The 19,795-nt window shown below is 39.9% G+C and carries 20 protein-coding genes; 13 read left to right on the forward strand and 7 right to left on the reverse strand.

Annotation, left to right across the window (positions count from 1 at the left end):
• Positions 1–16 precede the first annotated feature (16 nt).
• Genes DIZ80_15530 through DIZ80_15540 form a run of 3 tightly spaced genes read left to right on the forward strand, consistent with a single transcriptional unit; the run spans position 17 to position 1,925 of the window.
• Positions 17–1,240: a 3-deoxy-D-manno-octulosonic acid transferase gene (locus tag DIZ80_15530; protein RDH81489.1), complete on the forward strand. Its 1,224-nt coding sequence runs from the start codon at positions 17–19 to the stop codon at positions 1,238–1,240.
• Entirely contained in the window at positions 1,237–1,500 is a 264-nt protein-coding gene (locus DIZ80_15535; GenBank protein ID RDH81490.1) for a transcriptional regulator, read from the forward strand. Before DIZ80_15530 ends, DIZ80_15535 begins: the two co-directional genes overlap by 4 nt.
• A gap of 11 nt (positions 1,501–1,511) precedes the next feature.
• A complete protein-coding gene (locus tag DIZ80_15540; protein ID RDH81491.1) occupies positions 1,512–1,925 on the forward strand; it encodes a GNAT family N-acetyltransferase in 414 nt (137 codons plus the stop codon).
• 39 nt (positions 1,926–1,964) lie between these two features.
• Here DIZ80_15540 and DIZ80_15545 read toward each other — a convergent pair whose 3' ends face one another.
• Positions 1,965–2,381: a hypothetical protein gene (locus tag DIZ80_15545; GenBank protein ID RDH81492.1), complete on the reverse strand. Its 417-nt coding sequence runs from the start codon at positions 2,379–2,381 to the stop codon at positions 1,965–1,967.
• Positions 2,382–2,648: 267 nt separating this feature from the next.
• On the opposite strand from DIZ80_15545, the gene DIZ80_15550 reads away from it, so the two are divergent.
• Entirely contained in the window at positions 2,649–4,304 is a 1,656-nt protein-coding gene (locus tag DIZ80_15550) for a hypothetical protein (GenBank protein RDH81493.1), read from the forward strand.
• Positions 4,305–4,403: 99 nt separating this feature from the next.
• Here DIZ80_15550 and DIZ80_15555 read toward each other — a convergent pair whose 3' ends face one another.
• From DIZ80_15555 to DIZ80_15570, 4 genes are all read right to left on the reverse strand, one after another.
• Positions 4,404–4,769 carry a hypothetical protein gene (locus DIZ80_15555; protein ID RDH81494.1) on the reverse strand — a complete coding sequence of 122 codons (366 nt, stop codon included), beginning with the start codon at positions 4,767–4,769 and terminating at the stop codon, positions 4,404–4,406.
• Between the two features lie 42 nt (positions 4,770–4,811).
• A complete protein-coding gene (locus DIZ80_15560; GenBank protein ID RDH81495.1) occupies positions 4,812–5,051 on the reverse strand; it encodes a hypothetical protein in 240 nt (79 codons plus the stop codon).
• A 180-nt stretch (positions 5,052–5,231) separates the two neighbouring features.
• Positions 5,232–5,783: a hypothetical protein gene (locus DIZ80_15565; GenBank protein ID RDH81496.1), complete on the reverse strand. Its 552-nt coding sequence runs from the start codon at positions 5,781–5,783 to the stop codon at positions 5,232–5,234.
• A 127-nt stretch (positions 5,784–5,910) separates the two neighbouring features.
• On the reverse strand, positions 5,911–6,675 hold the full coding sequence (locus tag DIZ80_15570; GenBank protein RDH81497.1) for a 3-deoxy-D-manno-octulosonic acid kinase: 765 nt from the start codon (positions 6,673–6,675) through the stop codon (positions 5,911–5,913).
• 509 nt (positions 6,676–7,184) lie between these two features.
• Here DIZ80_15570 and DIZ80_15575 point away from each other — a divergent pair.
• Both DIZ80_15575 and DIZ80_15580 read left to right on the forward strand, forming a co-directional pair.
• Positions 7,185–8,138: a hypothetical protein gene (locus DIZ80_15575; protein ID RDH81498.1), complete on the forward strand. Its 954-nt coding sequence runs from the start codon at positions 7,185–7,187 to the stop codon at positions 8,136–8,138.
• A gap of 146 nt (positions 8,139–8,284) precedes the next feature.
• Positions 8,285–8,605, forward strand: a complete 321-nt coding sequence (locus DIZ80_15580; protein ID RDH81499.1) for a hypothetical protein — start codon at positions 8,285–8,287, stop codon at positions 8,603–8,605.
• Between the two features lie 112 nt (positions 8,606–8,717).
• Here the strand turns inward: DIZ80_15580 and DIZ80_15585 are convergent, their stop codons facing one another.
• Both DIZ80_15585 and DIZ80_15590 read right to left on the reverse strand, forming a co-directional pair.
• Entirely contained in the window at positions 8,718–9,545 is an 828-nt protein-coding gene (locus DIZ80_15585) for a fatty acid desaturase (GenBank protein RDH81500.1), read from the reverse strand.
• 37 nt (positions 9,546–9,582) lie between these two features.
• Positions 9,583–13,284: a methionine synthase gene (locus tag DIZ80_15590; protein ID RDH81501.1), complete on the reverse strand. Its 3,702-nt coding sequence runs from the start codon at positions 13,282–13,284 to the stop codon at positions 9,583–9,585.
• 168 nt (positions 13,285–13,452) lie between these two features.
• On the opposite strand from DIZ80_15590, the gene DIZ80_15595 reads away from it, so the two are divergent.
• The 7 genes from DIZ80_15595 (at position 13,453) to purH (ending at position 19,713) form a co-directional block, all read left to right on the forward strand.
• Complete coding sequence (locus DIZ80_15595; GenBank protein RDH81502.1) at positions 13,453–14,163, forward strand: arginyltransferase; 711 nt, start codon at positions 13,453–13,455, stop codon at positions 14,161–14,163.
• Positions 14,164–14,512: 349 nt separating this feature from the next.
• Positions 14,513–14,821 carry a BolA family transcriptional regulator gene (locus tag DIZ80_15600; GenBank protein ID RDH81503.1) on the forward strand — a complete coding sequence of 103 codons (309 nt, stop codon included), beginning with the start codon at positions 14,513–14,515 and terminating at the stop codon, positions 14,819–14,821.
• Between the two features lie 201 nt (positions 14,822–15,022).
• Complete coding sequence (locus tag DIZ80_15605) at positions 15,023–15,787, forward strand: transcriptional regulator FNR (GenBank protein RDH81504.1); 765 nt, start codon at positions 15,023–15,025, stop codon at positions 15,785–15,787.
• A gap of 164 nt (positions 15,788–15,951) precedes the next feature.
• Positions 15,952–16,455, forward strand: coding sequence for a hypothetical protein (locus DIZ80_15610; protein RDH81505.1), 504 nt, complete (start codon positions 15,952–15,954; stop codon positions 16,453–16,455).
• A gap of 193 nt (positions 16,456–16,648) precedes the next feature.
• The gene (locus DIZ80_15615) at positions 16,649–17,662 is read left to right on the forward strand and encodes a tRNA dihydrouridine synthase DusB (GenBank protein RDH81506.1); all 1,014 of its coding nucleotides are present in this window, start codon (positions 16,649–16,651) and stop codon (positions 17,660–17,662) included.
• Positions 17,659–17,952 carry a DNA-binding transcriptional regulator Fis gene (locus tag DIZ80_15620; protein RDH81507.1) on the forward strand — a complete coding sequence of 98 codons (294 nt, stop codon included), beginning with the start codon at positions 17,659–17,661 and terminating at the stop codon, positions 17,950–17,952. The genes DIZ80_15615 and DIZ80_15620 overlap by 4 nt, the downstream gene beginning before the upstream one ends.
• Before the next feature lie 192 nt (positions 17,953–18,144).
• Positions 18,145–19,713, forward strand: a complete 1,569-nt coding sequence (gene purH, locus DIZ80_15625) for a bifunctional phosphoribosylaminoimidazolecarboxamide formyltransferase/inosine monophosphate cyclohydrolase (GenBank protein RDH81508.1) — start codon at positions 18,145–18,147, stop codon at positions 19,711–19,713.
• The last annotated feature ends 82 nt before the right edge of the window (positions 19,714–19,795 follow it).

Here is a 19,795-nt window from a genome sequence, read left to right on the forward strand (position 1 = left end):
GCATTAAATTAAACAGATGATATACCGACTTCTGACAATTGCTTTATGGCCCGTATTTTTCATATACACATTAAAAATTGCTCTGCGAGACAAATCATCCCGTTACTTTTTTCAACGACTGGGGTTTTCCTATCCTGCCCGAGCAGACAAAAACATCTGGATTCATTGTGCCTCGGTTGGTGAGGTCAATACTTATCTGCCATTACATATCGAATTACTCAAGCAGTTTCCCGACACACAATTTGTCATTACTACCAATACCGTCACAGGTGCAAGCACCGTTAACCGACACAAACTTGAACGAACCCGTCATTGTTACTTACCCGTAGAATCCGCCTTTGCAATAAAACGTTTTTTCAAAGCGTGGCAGCCAACTCAATGCCTTATTATGGAAACCGAATTATGGCCCCTGTTATATCAACTGTGTCATATTAATAATATTTCAATTTCTATTATTAATGCCCGTCTGTCTCATCGCACACTGTCTGCAAACAACTGGATTAAGTCACTTTACAAAACCAGTTTTTCTTATGTTGACAACATAATCTGTAAATCAGATATTGAATTAAATAATTTCATTTCACTTGGTGCATCCAGCACTCAACTATCAACGGGTGGAAACTTAAAATTTGTTCATACCCATAACGAACAAACTATCAAACCGATAAAACTTAACAACCAGCCTTACTGTGTTGCCGCATCCACCCATAACGATGAAGAGTTACAGTTAGCCAGGCTCTGGCAGAAACTTAACCCTGACATGTTGTTAGTAATTGTTCCACGGCACCCTAATCGAAGTAGCCAGATTCAAAAGCAACTGGACTCATTAAATACACGTTATGCCGTTCGCAGCCAGAACCAGGACATTAAGGCTGACACAAAGATATACCTTGCAGATACACTGGGCGAGTTATCTAATTTTATGGCCGGTGCCGAATTTGTGTTTATAGGTGGCTCGTTAATTAAACACGGTGGTCAGAATATTCTTGAATCTGCCCGTTTAGGCAAACTAACCTTGTGTGGCCCTCATATGTTTAACTTTAAAGACGAAGTTGAGTTCCTCCTTGATAACAACGCCTGTTTACAGGTTAAAAGTATAAATGAGTTAGAGCCTGTAATATCAGGCTACTTCAATAAACCTGAAAACTTCGTTTCAATTGCTAACAATGCTAAATACGCATTACAAAAACAGTCAACGATATTAGAAACCTATCTTTCTAAAATTCCTGAAGTGAAATGAATATATGTGATTTAAAAGGGCTGGGGCCAAAAAGTTCAGCAGAACTATTAACTATTGGCATTTCAACCGTTGATGAATTTAAACAGGCAGATGCATTTGAGATGTACCGTCTTTTAAAAGAGCATAATTCAAACACCAGTTTAAACATGCTTTACGCACTCGTCGGTGCTCAGGAGAATATTAACTGGCAAGATATAGCAAAAGAGCGGAAAGTTGAAATCCTTATGCGACTGGATGATATGGGGCTAGCACCTAAATAGAAGAAATAAATATGGATATACAATACAAAATAAACACAAGCATAACAACAGAACAATTTATAGACTTACTTAAAAGGTCAACATTGGCTGAACGTCGACCTGTCAATAATTATAAATGCATGCAAGGCATGATTAACAACAGTAACTTAATTGTAAGCGCGTGGGACAAAGATAAACTCATTGGCATTGCTCGATCAATAAGCGATTTTCATTATGTCTGTTATCTGTCTGATTTAGCCATTGATAAAGAATATCAGAAAAAGGGTATTGGCCTGAAACTACAGATATTCACTCAGGAACAACTCGGCCCGGAATGCAAACTCATATTAATATCCGCGCCGGATGCTAATCCTTATTATAAACACATTGGTTATATGCAGAATGAAAGATGTTGGGTATTAAACAGTGATAAAAAACTAAAATAAAATACTCAGTTATGAAGAGCAAACAATAGATTAATTTATTTATAAATCTTTTACATAACCTTCATATTGAAGATATGATTTAAAATTAATATCTCCTTTTAAAATATCATCGATTAAAAACCTGGCCATACCATCAAAGCATTTACTTAAATCATGCTCCGTTTCAATACCTTCACAAATACGTTTTGTCGTTTCTACCTGAACAAGCAACTCGCGATGATACTTTTTATGCTCTTCTAATTCCGGATATTTCACTTCTAATAAATATTTCTCTTCTCTTTCAAAATGATCATTAGCTTCTTTTAAAAGTGAAGTTAATAGTTGTACACATTTTTTATTATCACCCTCTTCAATTGCTTTTCTGGTATTCAGCATAATACTTAACAACCTCTTATGATCATCATCAATAAACTGAACACCAATTTCAAAAAAGTCGTGCCATGACAAATCATTCATGGGTGGATCACCTTTCAGGATTTACTAATCAATTCATGCTAATTATAGCATTAGTAAAAAACACGCTACGATACTCATTTTTTATTTATGACCCTGACTTAATAATGATTCTAATTTAGTAATTTAGAATATTTGATAATTTTACAATGAATTATAAAACACTGATTCACCTACAAAACCCATGGTTGCAACGTTTTTTAAAGCCGACTATATTGATCAGGAATTAAAACGTACTTTACAAGCCAGCTCTCCCCCGGGGTTTCGTTTATGTTGTTATTAAGCAGTGGCCGATTCGTTGACCTTTCAACGAATCGCGCCAAGTTTCATGCGTTAAAGAATCATGGGCCTGCTCCCTATGCAGGGCATAAAGCACTCTACCCGTTGGTAGACGTGATTTATCGGTACTGCGATGAAAACAATAATCCCAAACATGGCAGCACTGAACACGACTACCGCTATTCCGGTTACACTTTGAAGACGATTCAACAGGCAAAAGACTGGAGCATTGAAGAAAAAGCTGAATTAGCCTGCTGGATTACGAAAGACATACAGGCAAACACAATAGAAACAGCACGCCGTCGCCTGGTTAACAAACAAAGTCAGATTACGGCCAAACACTACACTGCACCTCAACGCCTCTACAGTCTGTTAACTCAACGCCTACAAAAACTGCCCCTGCATCGCGCCAATACACAACAATGGATCTCGACCATAAATAATATGCAAAAATCTGGCATTCGACAGGAAGAGCTAGTCTGGTCAGGTTTAACATGCTTTTTATCTAAACAAAACAGCGAACATATATTGAGCAAGCAAGAAATCCTTAACGCCATAAATTTTAAAAATATTCATATAGAATTAAGCGCAGAACAAATACAGGGAAAAGATGGTGGCCTGGGTTTTAAAGAAGTAGCACAGCGCATGCCTCATCAGGCCGTATATCGCGCAGCATTAAAACTGGATAATAGCTGTCACTGTATTTTGCGATACATCGATGACACCTGTAACTATCGAGTAGGTGTTGTTAAAACGCTCAACTACGATCATCACATGTCATTAAATAAATACTGGTTTGCATTAGACAATTACGGTCGCGCCATTATCGATAAAAATAATAGCAGCCTGTATTACAATAATAGCGAAGAAGCCAAAACCGCTGCTAATCAACATGCCCGTGACTCTTTAGGTATTCATAGCGGCACTCATTTTAATACACATTACGATCACCTCACCCTGTTTGGTGGCAACCACTACCGAGAATGGATTATCAGCCTGCCAGACTACCCTCGCACTTTTTTTGGCGCGCATTATTTTGACCATAATATTCTGGCCCATATCCGCACCACAATCCGTCGCGACAATAAAGGCCGAAAATTATTATTTATAGAAGAAGTGCAAAGTGACTGGCACCAAAATGGCCGCACCCATGGCTACGATACAAACTACTGGGGAAAAGTTGCTAACGCTCCCTTTAAAAAAGAGTGGCCAGCACTGGCTGCCAAATTAATATTAATTCAGGCTAGTCAGAATGGTTTTGATGGCATTGCCTGGCCACAGGGTAATATTCAGGAAACCCGTTACAACAAAAGTCTGCAGGCCATTAAACGCCATTACGATATAGAAATTCCAAAATCATTAAATCGTCTGGGTAAAACCTTTTCATGCACAGTAGAACTCACACATATAGACACCCGTGATCCATGGTTAAATCTGGTAAAGAAAAACAATAAATGGCAGGTCAGCGATGGCAGCGGAAAATTTCAAACAAAAGATAAATACCATAGTCGCGATGAAGCCATGATGGTGCTACACCGCCACTGTAAAACCATTCAACTGAAAGTGAATAGCTTTATCATTAATAAAACACTGCGAAGAAAAATAGCCAATCATGGTTTGCCTTTGTTTGGGGACATGATTGAGTAAGTTATAAACAGGGGTAGAGATCAAAACCCTCTAATATTACCAACAATTGTTCTCTAAACCTGTTTATTCTGTTTTTTTCCATTAGATGCCATGAACTGACTATGCTTCTGTTATGACTTTATCTTTAGTAAAAAACAGTAGACCACCTGCTATTCCTAGAGGAAAAACAAATAACGCCTGACTAAAACCAAAAAACAGAATTGGTAGAAAACCTAAGACTATGAGTAAGACGCTATTTATTAATTTGTTACTCTTATCACGTATAAGTAGAAAACAAATTATTGCACCAGAAACACCAACTATTAAATGTATATCTGAGATCATATAAAATCGATCCACGGATGCTTGTGAATAGCGACCATCTCCGCTACTCATTAATGATTGCGTTAGAAAATAAATATAAATTGCATAATCAAATGATGCGATTGTTCCAAGCATTGCTAATACAGTTGCGGATTTTTTCATTTTTATTCCCTTAAATTATGGAAATTATTTCCATAATAAATTTCATAACCATCGAAATTCAAACATCTTATTTCTTACACATATCTTTGCCGTGATAGCAACGCCATTCCAGCTTCCACTTACATTGGTTGTTGTTACTGTATAAGCACCTGCAGCTGTACCACATGCCCGTTTTCTATTTGGCGTTGAAGTTTGCCATATAACCTCTGCTACACCGTTTGCATCACTTACACCACTGATTAGCGTTACACTTTCCGGCCCGGCAAAATCACTTATACACACCTTAAAACACCTTTTTCTAGTTCAAAAATATCATGCCTGATTTGAAAAATATGTGACATGCAATACTTAAAATTCAAATATGGCACAGGCAGTTGAATTACCGATTGAGTAAAACAGAAAATAAATTTGAATTATGCTGTTTTCGGGGGGCAGTATTAATACCACACCCCGAACATAAATTCATTTACGATCAAAATGATAAATTGAATCTTTCAGGTATTTACTAGCTTTCCAGCTGGTATATGTGGTTTTAAGATGGTTGCCCTTATTTGAAATTTCATGTGTGATTTTGTGTATGTGATTCTGCCCTGACTTACATAATGCTGTGGTCATATCACAGTCATAAATCAGCCTGTTTGATGTGCTTAATGGGTTAGCTAACATTTCTGGCTGATTTTGCTTTACACAATAATGCGTCGCTTTAACCTCAGAGCACGCAACATCTTTGCAGTGATACATCGAAACCATTTCTTTTTTTGTATCAGGAAGAAGCGTTTCCTGCACCGTGCTGCCTTTTCCAACCAGTTTGAAATTCATTGCAACAACATCTGTACCAACCAGAGGTGCAACCAGTTTATGTTTAGTTGCTTTTCCCTGTTGTTTATCCGCTGATAACACCCACTCACCTTCCAGTGTTTTTGTTGTGCTGTATATTTGCATGGCATTATCGGAATAACAGGGCCTGCTCAGAACAGTGACCGCCGTAATGAGTAAAAATATAAATTTTGTCATTTCGAATTCTCCTTTCTGACTTTCTCAGGAGTACCATTATAAACCCAATTAAGCTTACAAATAGCTTTACCCAGGCACCTGCAAAATGCGGTTTAATTCGAAGAGGTAACTCTAAGTTGTCTCTGGGTTATTCAGCGTATGCTTTCAGGAGTTGCTGCCAGTTATCTTCATTGAAGTAATATTGTTGATGTATCGATTGCTGCTTCACTAACGATCGCTTAAGCCGCTGTAGATTTTCCTCTTTCCATAAGGCATTTTCCGGCTGATCGTCTCTTAACTCACCTTTATCAAAATCAATCAGATAGACAGTGGACTGCGCATTCAGCAATATATTGTTGGCATTCAAATCTGCATGATAAACACCCGCGTTATGAAAACGCCGAATGCATTGCCCGACAGCCTGCCAGACGTTGTCTTCTATTTCTTGCTGACTCAGGATGTAATCCAGTGTTTCAACATCCGGCAGTCGCTCAATCAATATCTGCGCATGATATAAAGGACTGTAACTGAAAGGATAACGGCAGATAGAAGCGGCAACAGGCCGTGGCACAGGCAAACCCTGTTTAAACATCCACTGCAATAAACGCCATTCTTTAATAGACCGGGTATTTTCATGACTCAGGCTGATATAGGTTTGCCGGTTTAGTCGGGCAACTAGTCCGCCACGCATATATTTACGGTATACAGCCGATATTTCACCCAGCTCGACGAACCAGGCCTGGCCACGCCCGCCACTCGTAATAAGCTGATAATTATCTGCCTGCTTGAGTATATCCCGACTTAATAAGCTGGCTTCAGGTGAGCGTAATAGTTCAGAGTCATACAGCAAAAAACAGCCCTTTTTATCTGTACAATAACTCTCATTACTCTGGTTTATATGTTTCTGGCTCAAAAATTTTGCCTAATTTATTTTTATTAACAGTCAAAGCCTTATCTATCAGCCTATGATACCTAAAACTGCAAAATAGACAGCAAATTTATAGTTTTTTATATGACTTTAGGCCTAGTTATGCACAGTCAGGATATTCAACGTCCACACCCTATTTAAGCGACCATTAATACTTACAAAGTGTCAAACATTATTTAATCTATTTTTAAGTCATTGATATTTAAAGCAATAACAGCATTGTTTATTTTTTGTACAATCTGATAACAATTCCGTCATAATCGTATTTCAGACCCTATTAATAGATTCATCCACAGAGTTATCCACAGAGTTTGTGGATAACCTTTTTCGTCACTTTTTAATATTATTATTCTGGTATTTATTCTTTAAATACGGTATATCACCCAATGAAAAGGCATGTTTTAGAAATTTTTACCTTTATTTATTGTCAAATCAGGCAGTAGATCATTTGTTAATCAGGATTATCATCGTCTTTATAACAGATCGAGAAAATCATGCTCAAATCATTGTTTAAAACACCCACTCTGGCTCGTCTGATTTTTTACCCCGTTACTGTACTCATTGGCTTTTATATTCTGAGCCCAGGTGTCTTTTCCGGCCAGTACAACGATTTTGATATTAGCACAGGTGCTCTGGTCCCCAAATCTGAAATACACCATGGAGGGCCTCCCAGAGACGGAATCCCCTCAATTGATAAACCTTTATTCATCCCGGCTGCTGAGGTTAACTTTTTATCAGGTAATGACAGGGTGATCGGGCTTATAACTCAGAGCGGCCCCAAAGCTTACCCGATACGAATTTTAAACTGGCATGAAATAATCAATGATGGTGATGTTGTTGTCAGTTACTGCCCACTGTGTGGTACCGGCATGGCGTTTAAATCACCCGGAGCTAATTTTGGCGTATCCGGTTTGCTCTACAACAGTGACATGCTGTTATATGACAGGGAAACCGAGTCTCTCTGGTCACAGATTATGGGCCAGGCCATTAGCGGAAAGCGCAAAGGGGAATCACTCAAAATGCTGGTTGCAGATAATACCAGCTGGGAAAACTGGCAATATCGATACCCCGCCACTCACGTGCTATCAGATAAAACAGGATTTTCTCGTGATTACCGCAGGTCACCCTATGGCAGTTATGCATCAAACGAATCTTTATACTTTCCTGTAAGCACTAAGAGCCCTCGTTTTCATCCAAAAGAAAAAGTTATTGGACTTGAACTCAACGGTCACTATAAGGCTTATGCATTTATTGAACTGGATAAATCAGGTGGAAAGATCATACGGGATAAAATTGCAGGTCGTGATATTGAAGTGCACTTTAATAGCCAGCATAGAAGCGGTTTTATTCGTTTAAATTCTGGCGAGACTTTGCCCAGCCTTACGAGTTACTGGTTTGCCTGGTATGCATTTCACCCTGAAACCGAAATTTATACAGCTGAAAATTAACACCCGCCCCTGCTGCTTTTAGCCATATTATCTAAATGAATACAGCCGGAAATCCATATTTATATAAATATGGTCTATTCTATATATGTATACACAGCGGTTTACCTACCCCCACTGCTCTACTTAACTTTTTACGGTTTTATTCTATGAGTTTTAATGTTCGTGATGTAAATTTTGTTACATATCGGTTATTTTTTATCTATTTATTCTTTTTATGCGGTGCCGGTGGTCTGGCTATCGTAGCCCTTGAGTTTGTGGGTATCAGTGTTATTCGTTTAGACCCTCGAACATCCTATGACGCTTATATTGCGACCTGCTGGGTTGCCAGTATTGTTAGCTGTGGCATGGGCTGGTTAATGCTTCAGTTAATTAAGGAACGCCGGGGCAAAAAAGGCAAGGATCGTCGACAAAGAAATATTCCGATTGATTTTCCAGATAGACGTAAGGGCGACAGACGCACCGCTTAATATTTTAATTCGCATTACAGGCTCCCGGGCGACTGACCGGGAGCTTTATCTAATTTAACCAAACAACTCAAACCTGGCCATAACAGCCAGACTCAACCGTTAGACTCAATAGCTAGTCACCCAAAACCATATTCGATATGGCTGACTTTGTATAAAGATGATCTGGTATTTTATCTTTTATAGTTTCATGAAGCTGGGGTAACCGGGACCAGTGCACACCCTGTTTATGATGATGTGCTGTGTGATAACCCAGATTACCTGTAAACAGGTTGTACATTCTGCTTAAATTATTTTTTGATGCTTCAAATTCATTTTGCGTATCCAGACCCGCATGATGATCATATGTAACATAAGCGGTAAACAGTAAACTGGTTATCATAGGCAAAACAAACAACAGCAGCGCTTCTACAGGTTTATACCAGATGAGCACACCAAGAATAGAAAATGTAATAAGCGTATTTAACAGAAAAGGTTTAAGTTGTTTAGGGTGTTTTTTACCGACAACATAACCACGAGGATAAGCGGTTAACGCAACATTTAAGGTGTATTCAATAACCCCCATTTCCGTACCATCTTTGCGTTTCCAGCGACTTTCATCTTTTTCCTGATCAAGAAAATTCAGGTGATGCCCCAATACATGATGCAAACGCCAGAGATGGGTTGTTACACCAGTATGTAATGCATACGCAAACTCAAGCCCTCGATTAAGTAAAGTATTTCTAAAGGTAAAAAGATGCTGATGATGGTGATTCCACGCACAGATAGTGCCTTTAGGTATGACCATCAAAAGATAATATACAAACAGTACCAGCGCATTACTCACGGTAAAGTACAGAATAAAATCAATCAGCGTTAAAGCCAGAATAATTAATACAGGTAAACGATCTTCCTTATACCTGAACATACTGAATCCATTCTGAGCCGCTTGTGTTTCACGCATATATTTACTCAGTTAATATTTTAAATGCTAGATAAATCTAATTATCATAGCCAAGATTTGGAGATAACCAGCGCTCCGCTTCAGCTAATGTCATGCCTTTACGTTTTGCATAATCTTCAACCTGATCACGATTAATTTTAGCGACCGCATAATATTTTGATTCTGGATTACTAAAGTACCAGCCACTAACCGAAGCAGCAGGTAACATTGCAAAATGCTCAGTAATCGTAATACCTGCATTCTTATCTGCAGAAATTAATTCCCAGAGTTTTGCTTTTTCAGTGTGATCAGGACAGGCAGGGTAACCCGGTGCAGGACGAATACCTTTATATTCTTCTGCTATTAATGCTGCATTATCCAGACTTTCATCTTTGGCATAAGCCCAGTACTCGGTACGCACGCGTTTATGCATTAACTCAGCAAACGCTTCCGCCAGCCTGTCGGCTAATACTTTAAGCATAATCGCCTGATAGTCATCATGATCTTCTTCAAAGCGCTTTACATGCTCTTCAATGCCAATGCCCGTTGTTACTGCAAAAGCACCAATATGATCATTTAATTTAGTTGCTTTGGGTGCAATAAAATCACTTAAACAGTAATTAGGTCGGCCCGGTGGTTGCTGGGTTTGCTGACGTAAAAAATTAAGCGTAGTTGACACATCACTGCGTGAATCATCGGTATAAATTTCTACGTCATCACCATCAATGCTATTAGCTGGAAAGATACCCACTACAGCTTTCGCCTGCAGCCACTTTTCACTGATAATTTTATCCAGCATGTTTTTAGCATCATTAAATAATTTAGTCGCCTCTTCACCTTTTTCTTTATCCGTTAATATTTTCGGATAACGACCTTTTAATTCCCAGGCAAAGAAAAATGGCGTCCAGTCTATATACTCTCTTATCTCTTCCAGTGAATAATCATCAAATACTTTTACACCCGTAAAAGCAGGTGAACCTATATCACTTGTATCCCAGTCAATTTTTGTTTTATTTGCTCTGGCATCTTCTATTTTTGCCCAGTTAGTTTTCTTACGACGACCCGCATGATTAACCCGTACCTGCTCATAATCTGCTGCTAGATCTTTAAGGAAACCTTCTTTCAAGTCTGTCGAGATTAAACTCTGCGCAACACCCACTGCGCGTGAGGCATCTTTCACCCAGACTGTTGGGCCTTCATAATTCTGTTCAATTTTAACAGCGGTATGCGCTTTAGATGTTGTGGCACCACCGACCATTACAGGTATATCTAAATTAAGACGCTGTAATTCTTTTGCGATATACACCATTTCATCAAGTGATGGTGTAATCAAACCACTTAAACCAATGATATCCACATTTTCTTCTTTGGCGGTTTCAATAATTTTGTTTGCGGGTACCATCACACCCATATCAACCACTTCAAAATTATTACACTGCAATACAACACCCACGATGTTTTTACCAATATCGTGTACATCTCCTTTTACCGTGGCCATTAATATCTTGCCATTGGATTGCACATCACCATCTTTTTCAGCTTCGATAAAGGGAATCAAATGTGCAACCGCTTTTTTCATTACCCGGGCAGACTTAACCACCTGAGGTAAAAACATTTTACCGTCACCGAATAAATCACCGACCACATTCATACCGTCCATTAACGGACCTTCAATCACCTGAATAGGACGATCGAAACTTAAACGTGCTTCTTCAGTATCTTCTACCACATAAGCATCGATACCTTTAATCAAAGCATATTCGATACGTTTGCTAACTTCATATTCACGCCATTCTAAATTTTCTTCTTTTTTACCCGTGCTGCCATCACCACGATATTTATCAGCAATATCCAGTAAACGCTCAGTCGAATCTTCACGTCGGTTTAATACCACGTCTTCTACATGTTCACGTAACTCTTCAGGTAAATCATCATAAACCGCGAGTTGCCCCGCATTAACTATACCCATATCCATGCCGGCTTTTATCGCATGGTATAAAAACACCGCATGTATCGCTTCACGCACCGGGTTATTACCCCGGAAAGAAAATGACACATTCGATACACCACCCGAAACCATAGCATGGGGTAAGGCTTTCTTAATAACATCTGTGGCTTCGATAAAATCTAAACCATAATTATTGTGTTCTTCTATACCGGTTGCAACGGCAAAAATATTCGGGTCAAAAATAATATCTTCTGCGGGGAAACCAACAACTTCAGTCAATAATTTATATGCACGGGTACAGATTTCAATTTTACGATCACGGGTATCCGCCTGGCCTGTTTCATCGAAGGCCATAACAATAGCAGCAGCACCGTATTTACGAATCAGTTTTGCCTGCTCAATAAATTTATCTTCACCCTCTTTCATGCTAATGGAGTTAACGATACCTTTACCCTGAATACATTTAAGGCCCGCTTCAATGATGTGCCATTTTGATGAATCGATCATCACCGGCACACGCGAAATATCCGGCTCCGATGCAATCAGATTTAAAAAGGTCACCATGGCTTTCTCACCATCGAGCATACCTTCATCCATATTAATATCGATAACCTGTGCGCCGTTTTCTACCTGCTCACGCGCAACATCCAGTGCGGTTTCGTAATCTTCTTCCAGTATTAAACGTTTAAATCTTGCCGAGCCGGTAACATTCGTTCGCTCACCCACATTAACGAATAAAGATTCGGGGGTGATGCTCAAAGGTTCCAGACCACTTAATCTGCACTCAACTTTTACATCGGGGATTTTTCTCGGCGGGTATTTACTCACCGCTTCTGCGATCGCTTTTATATGAGAAGGCGTGGTGCCACAGCAACCACCAATAATATTCAGATAACCTGAACTCGCCCATTCTCCAATTTGCGCAGCCATATCTTCAGGTGATTCATCATACTCACCAAACTCATTTGGCAGACCCGCATTGGGATGCGCATTAATATTGCAACTTACAATGCCTGACATTTCTGCTACATACTGACGCAGTTCATCGGCACCTAATGCACAGTTAAAACCAAAACTAATCGGGTTAACATGGCGCATTGAATTCCAGAACGCCTGTGCAGTCTGGCCTGATAGTGTTCGTCCGGAGGCATCCGTTATCGTGCCGGAAATCATCACGGGTATTTCAGTATTATGATCATCAAAATATTGCATCACAGCAAAAATAGCCGCTTTTGCGTTTAATGAATCAAAAACCGTTTCTATTAATAGAATATCTGCGCCGCCATCAACCAGACCACGAGTTGCTTCAGTGTACGCTTCAACTAACTGGTCGAAACTTACATTTCTATAACCCGGATTATTTACATCCGGTGAAATAGAAGCAGTGCGATTGGTGGGGCCAAGCACACCCGCAACAAACCGGGGACGCTCAGGGGTAGATAATGAATCCGCAGCTTCACGGGCAACTTTCGTGCCTTCCAGATTAAGCTCATAAGCAAGCTCTTCCATCGAGTAGTCGGCCATAGCAATTGATGTACCATTGAACGTATTCGTTTCAACAATATCGGCACCAGCCTCAAGATAAGCTTTATGAATATCACAGATAATACCCGGCTGAGTAATGCTTAACAGGTCATTATTACCTTTTAAATCTGACGCCCAGTCCGCAAACCGTTCTCCACGGTAGTCAGCCTCTTCCAGTTTATAACTTTGAATCATCGTACCCATGCCGCCATCCAGTATTAGAATGCGTTCTTTCAGGGCCTGTTTTAGCTGTTCAATTCGAGTATTGCGTTGAGTATCAGGACTCATTTTTTATAACCGGTAATGACGAAGGCGCGCATTATATCACCCTATAGGCATGGCTATAAGGGGAATTTAAACTGATTTTCAAGTCTATTCTGGAGCACATTTCTATTACAAACGAGAAGCTGGCAGATTCGCTGGTTTTTATATCGATAACTAAATAAGATACACATCATGAATTCACAAAACCTCAGTTTATATATCACTGCGGAACATGAGTGCGGTTACTATGATGACCGGCAAACGTCCAACCTGATTCCCGATCCACAGATAGAAATGGGCTCGAGTTTGTATAGTCTGTTACTCAGTAAAGGTTTTAGACGCAGCGGTGAATTTGTTTATCGCCCTCATTGCAAAGAATGCGCTGCCTGTATTCCCTGTCGAATTGATGTATTCAGTTTCAAAGCCAGCCGTAATCAACGCCGCTGTTTAAGGAACAATCAGAACCTGACCACTCATATTAAACCCGCCCGCTTTAGTGAAGAGTATTTCTCTCTTTATAAACGCTATATAAATGGCAGGCATAAAGACGGGAGCATGGCGGATCCAACACCCGAAGATTTCAGTAATTTTTTATTAAATAACTGGAAAACCAGCATATTCATTGAGTCTCGAATTAAGGGCAAATTATTATGCGTAGCTGTTGTGGATTTTCTAAATGCAGGCCCTTCTGCGGTTTATACTTTTTTCGAACCTGAAGAAAAGAAACGCAGTTTAGGTACATTTGCAATACTACAACAGGTCTGGCTCGCCAGGCTTTATCAGAAAGAACACCTTTATCTGGGGTACTGGATCGAAAACCACCCGAAAATGGAATACAAACGTAAGTTTTCAGGGCTTGAAATCTACCAGCAGGAAATCTGGCAGGCATTTCCTGAAGCTTAAGAAAACCAGCAAGCTGTTTTTCTTGATTTAAATCAACGATCTTTTCATGACAACTCTCTATGCTTCAACCATAGTAAACCACTAGCAACAAAGTGGTTTACAAAGAATTTACTGGTTGAGTAGCCATAAAACATGTACTTAATCAGATATAAGGAATCTCCTGAGGAGTACGAACAAACGTCGTACTCCTCAGGTTGTAAAGAATCTCCTGGGGGGGAGTTAAAGAGCGGGTCACCACTTCGTGATGACCAGCTCTTTTTTTTGTCTTTAAAAAAACAACTTATACTATAAGGGAATATCTACCGTATTCTTGATAAGATTAGCTTTTATTCAAACACATCGAGCTAATATGAGCATAGAAGACGACATCATTGAAAAATTAAAAAGTGCACTGAGTCCAGTTCATTTAGAAGTAACCAATGAAAGTGATATGCATAATGTGCCTCCCGGCTCAGAATCTCATTTTAAAGTTGTGGCTGTTTCCGATGAGTTTAATGGAAAAATGCTAATTGCACGGCATCGCCTTATCAATAAAGCACTGACTGAAGAACTTGAAGGGCCGATTCATGCTCTTGCACTGCATACAATGACACCTGAGGAATGGGACGAAAAAGGAGCCGCACCTGTATCACCTCCCTGCATGGGCGGAGGCAAGTAATTCTTCTATTTATACACCTCGAAAACTGTATTTTTTTGCTCTTCAAACGCACTTAATAAATATAAAAATACACCTGTTACCTTGACTTAAGTCAAGACAGGCCGGCCTTATTAACTATAAAGATTGCATATTAGGGCTTACGTTTATTAGCGGAATTCGATACACTTACTCACACTATTGTAAGCACAGTTGTAATTAATTATGGCGACCACATCTATTAAATTATCCGCTCTGAAAACTGCCTGTAAGAGCTGCAGTTTACACGACCTCTGTTTACCGCTTGGTCTTGATATTGGTGATATCGACAGGCTGGATAATATTGTTAAACGCAGCCGCCCATTACACAAGGGCGAATACCTGTTTAACAGCGGCGAAGCATTTACATCTATTTTTGCTGTGCGTAGTGGCTCAATTAAAACATTTACTGAAAGTGAACAGGGTGACGAACAAATCACTGGCCTGTACTTACCCGGTGAACTGATTGGCCTGGATGCAATTCATGACGCAAAACACCCCTGCTCTGCAATCGCATTAGAAACAACCAGCCTGTGTGAGTTACCTTTTGATACTCTAGAAGACCTGAGCAGCGAGATACCTGAATTACATCATCAGTTATTTAGAATAATGAGTAAGGAAATTGCAGGTGACCAGTCACTGTTAATGCTAATGGCACAAAAAAGTGCTGACGAACGACTCGCTGCATTTCTGGTCAACCTGTCAAGCCGTCTTAAAGCACGTAATTTTTCTGAGACTGAATTTAACCTTACTATGTCACGTAAAGATATCGGCAACTATCTGGGGCTAACAATAGAAACCATTAGTCGCACATTTAGTCGTTTTCAAAGTGAAGGCCTGTTATCAACTCAACGTAAATATGTAAATATTCATAAATTAAATGAGCTCAAGGAACTGGCTGGCATATCTGATCACTGCACCACAACTGATTGCCCTAGCAAGACAGCTTAGAAAGACAACCTGATACAACTTGCCTGGTAATTTAGATTTAAAAAAATACCAGACAAGTCAAAGAGCAACCTCCACTTAATACTTCAACTACCTGGTTTACATTCAGGCACCTCCATTTGCCTTTATCTCACAGCAATTTTTAAAAAATGTGCCAGACTTGATACATGGCTGAAAATATTCTTCACATCCTCAGTAAAATACCATTATTTAATGGCCTGAATAATGATGAACTCAAAATCATTCTGAATTTATGTCAGTCAATTAAAACGGATGCAAAAGAAGTTCTATTTAAAGAGAGCGACCCCAGCCATGAAATGTACATTTTACTTTCTGGTGAAATCAAATTAAGCACTCAAAAGTCTGGCACTATATTCACTCTGGGTAATTGTGATATTTTTGGTGAGATTGGCCTAATCACTCAGAGAACACGTTCAGCTAGCGCTGTAAGCCTGTGCGAAAGCAGCCTGTTATGCATCCATCATATTGAATTTAATTTACTAGCCGGCAAACACCCCCGTATATTTTCAATATTAATGAAAAACATATCAACCAACCTTGCAAACCATGTCATTCGTATGAATAACGCACCACTAGATCATATACCCGATGATTCCGACTCTAAAACACAAAACACATCAAAACACGTATTAAGCACAACGCAGGAATAGCCGACTCACGCACTTTTTTTGCTTGCCCCTCTTTTAGTGATAAGCACAACTTTCGTTAATAGCACCTCCAAGTATCTGATTTTTTTAGACACCTTGAAAAGCAAGCCCTTTTTGTGAAAAAAAAGTAAATATATTTATTTTTTATCACGGTTTATAAGGGTAATATTAGTCGTCCATTGAAACGGATAACTTAATGCAACTCGGTCCTTACACTCTTTCATCCCCTGTTTTTCTCGCTCCTATGGCGGGCATTACTGATAAACCATTTCGACAGCTGTGTCGTAAGATGGGCGCTGGACTAGTTGTATCTGAAATGGTGACCTCTGAACCCCATTTGCGAAATAGCCATAAAACACGTTTGCGTATGGACCATCAGGGAGAAACAGGACCTGTAAGTGTACAAATTGCTGGTACTGATCCGGCTAAAATGGCCAATGCTGCACAGTTCAATGTTGAACAGGGTGCTCATATAATTGATATCAATATGGGCTGTCCCGCTAAAAAAGTTTGCAATGTAGCGGCAGGCTCCGCTTTAATGAAAGATGAAAAACGTGTGGCTGATATTTTACAGGCGGTGGTAAACGCTGTAGATGTGCCTGTGACTTTAAAAATACGCACTGGCTGGGATCATGAAAATAAAAATGCACCCACCATCGCACGTATTGCTGAAGACAGCGGTATTCAAATGTTAAGCATGCATGGCCGTACACGGGAAGATGCTTACAAAGGCGAAGCTGAATACGAGACCATCACTCGGGTTAAACAGCTTATAAAAATACCATTAGTCGCAAATGGTGATATTACATCTGCGCAAAAAGCCCGAAAGGTGCTGGAATTAACCGACGCTGATGCTGTTATGATTGGACGTGGTGCTCAGGGAAACCCCTGGATATTTCGTGAAATCAACCATTATTTAAAAACCGGGGAAATACTGACTTCGCCAGATCAGCAAGAGATCGTTCAGGTAATAGAAAATCATCTGACGGATCTTTATAATTTTTATGGCGAACAAAGGGGCGCACAAATTGCTCGCAAACATATCAGCTGGTATACACAAAAATGTTCATTCATTACTGCTGAGCAACAAAATGCATTTCGTAAACATATCAATCGTTATAAAGAAGCACCACAACAACTAAGTGAAGTTATTTCATTTTTTAATAACTTTCCTAATATAAAAACAATAAACAGGCCAATTGCAGCATGAATAATAGCAATGTTATAAATTTACATAATTCCCAAAATGATAAACTAAATGATGATCAAAACTCAGGGCTAAACAGCATTATTCGTTCATCACTGAAGCAGTTTCTTGATGATCTGGACGGTGAAAATCCCGGCAACATCTATGATCTGGTAATGCAGCAGGTAGAAGAGCCTTTACTGGAACTCATTATGCAGCATGTGGATGGTAATCAGTCTAAAGCAGCAGAATGCCTGGGCATAAACCGTGGCACTCTGCGTAAAAAGCTTAAATCTTACAAACTAATCAAATAAGCTCACAAACAGGCATTTGCCCGTGCGTATAATCGCTAACCAGCGCTTTCGCACACGGGCAAAATTAATCAGGCCACCCATACAAAAAAATTCCTGAATCCATACGTTAAAACACTTCATTTATCTTCTGACTACCTCCTAATTAGTTTATAATTCGCACCCTTGATTGACATATTGCGGATTACAGAAACTATGAGTAATGATACCCGCCCTGTAAAACGGGCCCTGATGAGCGTTTCAGACAAAACCGGCATTGTAGAGCTGAGCAAGGCATTAATTGATGCAGGCGTTGAAATTCTTTCTACAGGTGGCACAGCCAAATTACTGGCTGATAATAACCTGCCCGTTACTGAAGTTTCTGAGCACACCGGTTTTCCTGAAATGATGGATGGCCGGGTTAAAACCCTGCACCCTAAAATTCATGGTGGCATATTAGGCCGTCGCGGTATTGACGACGAAGTAATGCAGGCAAATGACATTGCTCCTATTGATCTGGTAGTTGTTAACCTCTACCCATTTGAAGCGACTGTTGCAAAACCCGATTGCAGCCTTGAAGATGCTATTGAGAATATAGACATTGGTGGCCCCACCATGGTTCGCGCGACTGCAAAAAACCATGCATTTGTCACTATAGTTGTAGACCCTGCAGATTACGCCAGAGTAACCAATGAAATTAAAGCCGGTGGCATAGATCAGGCAACTCGTTTTGACCTGGCTGTTAAAGCATTTGAGCACACTTCAAATTATGACGGTGCTATTGCTAATTATCTTGGCACTATCAATGCCGATGGTAGCCAGTCTAACTTCCCTCGCACTATCAATATGCAGTTCGATAAAGTACAGGAAATGCGCTACGGCGAGAACCCTCACCAGCAGGCAGCATTCTACAAAGAAGCAAACCCTGCTGAAGTTTCTGTTGCCAGTGCAACTCAGGTTCAGGGCAAGGAACTGTCTTATAACAATGTAGCCGATACAGATGCTGCTCTTGAATGCGTTAAATCATTCCCGGAACCCGCGTGCGTTATCGTAAAACATGCCAACCCCTGTGGCGTTGCCATTGCTGACAATGCAATGGATGCATATGAAGGTGCATACAAAACAGACCCCACATCAGCTTTTGGCGGTATCATCGCGTTTAATCGCACACTCGAAGAAGATGTTGCAGCTGAAATAATTAAACGTCAGTTTGTTGAAGTCATTATTGCACCAGAAGTAAGTGATGCAGCAAAAACAGTATTATCTGAAAAGAAAAATGTTCGTGTTTTAGAATGCGGACAGTGGGATAAACAGGTTCCTGCTCTTGATTTTAAACGCATCAATGGCGGATTACTGGTACAGGATCGCGATCTTGGCATGGTTGGTATTGACGACCTTCAGGTTGTTACTGAAAAGAAACCGACTGAAGATCAAATGCGCGATTTATTATTCGCATGGAAAGTTGCCAAATTTGTTAAATCTAATGCCATTGTTTATGTTCAAAATCAGATGACTATTGGTGTTGGTGCGGGTCAGATGAGCCGTGTTTATTCTGCGAAAATTGCAGGCATTAAAGCATCTGATGAAAACCTGCAGGTTGAAGGTTCTGTTATGGCATCTGATGCGTTCTTCCCTTTCCGGGATGGAATCGATGCCGCAAATGAAGCCGGTATTACTGCGGTAATACAGCCAGGTGGTTCAATGCGTGATGATGAAACTATTGCTGCCGCCAATGAACACGGCATGGCAATGGTATTTACCAGCATGAGACATTTCCGTCACTAATTTTTTGACACAGAGACACAGAGGCGTAGAGCTATTTTTTAATAAATACTCTTTTTTCTGTGTCTCTGTGCCTCTGCGTCAA

The sequence above is a fragment of the endosymbiont of Galathealinum brachiosum genome, assembly GCA_003349885.1.
Lineage (GTDB): Bacteria > Pseudomonadota > Gammaproteobacteria > SZUA-229 > SZUA-229 > SZUA-229.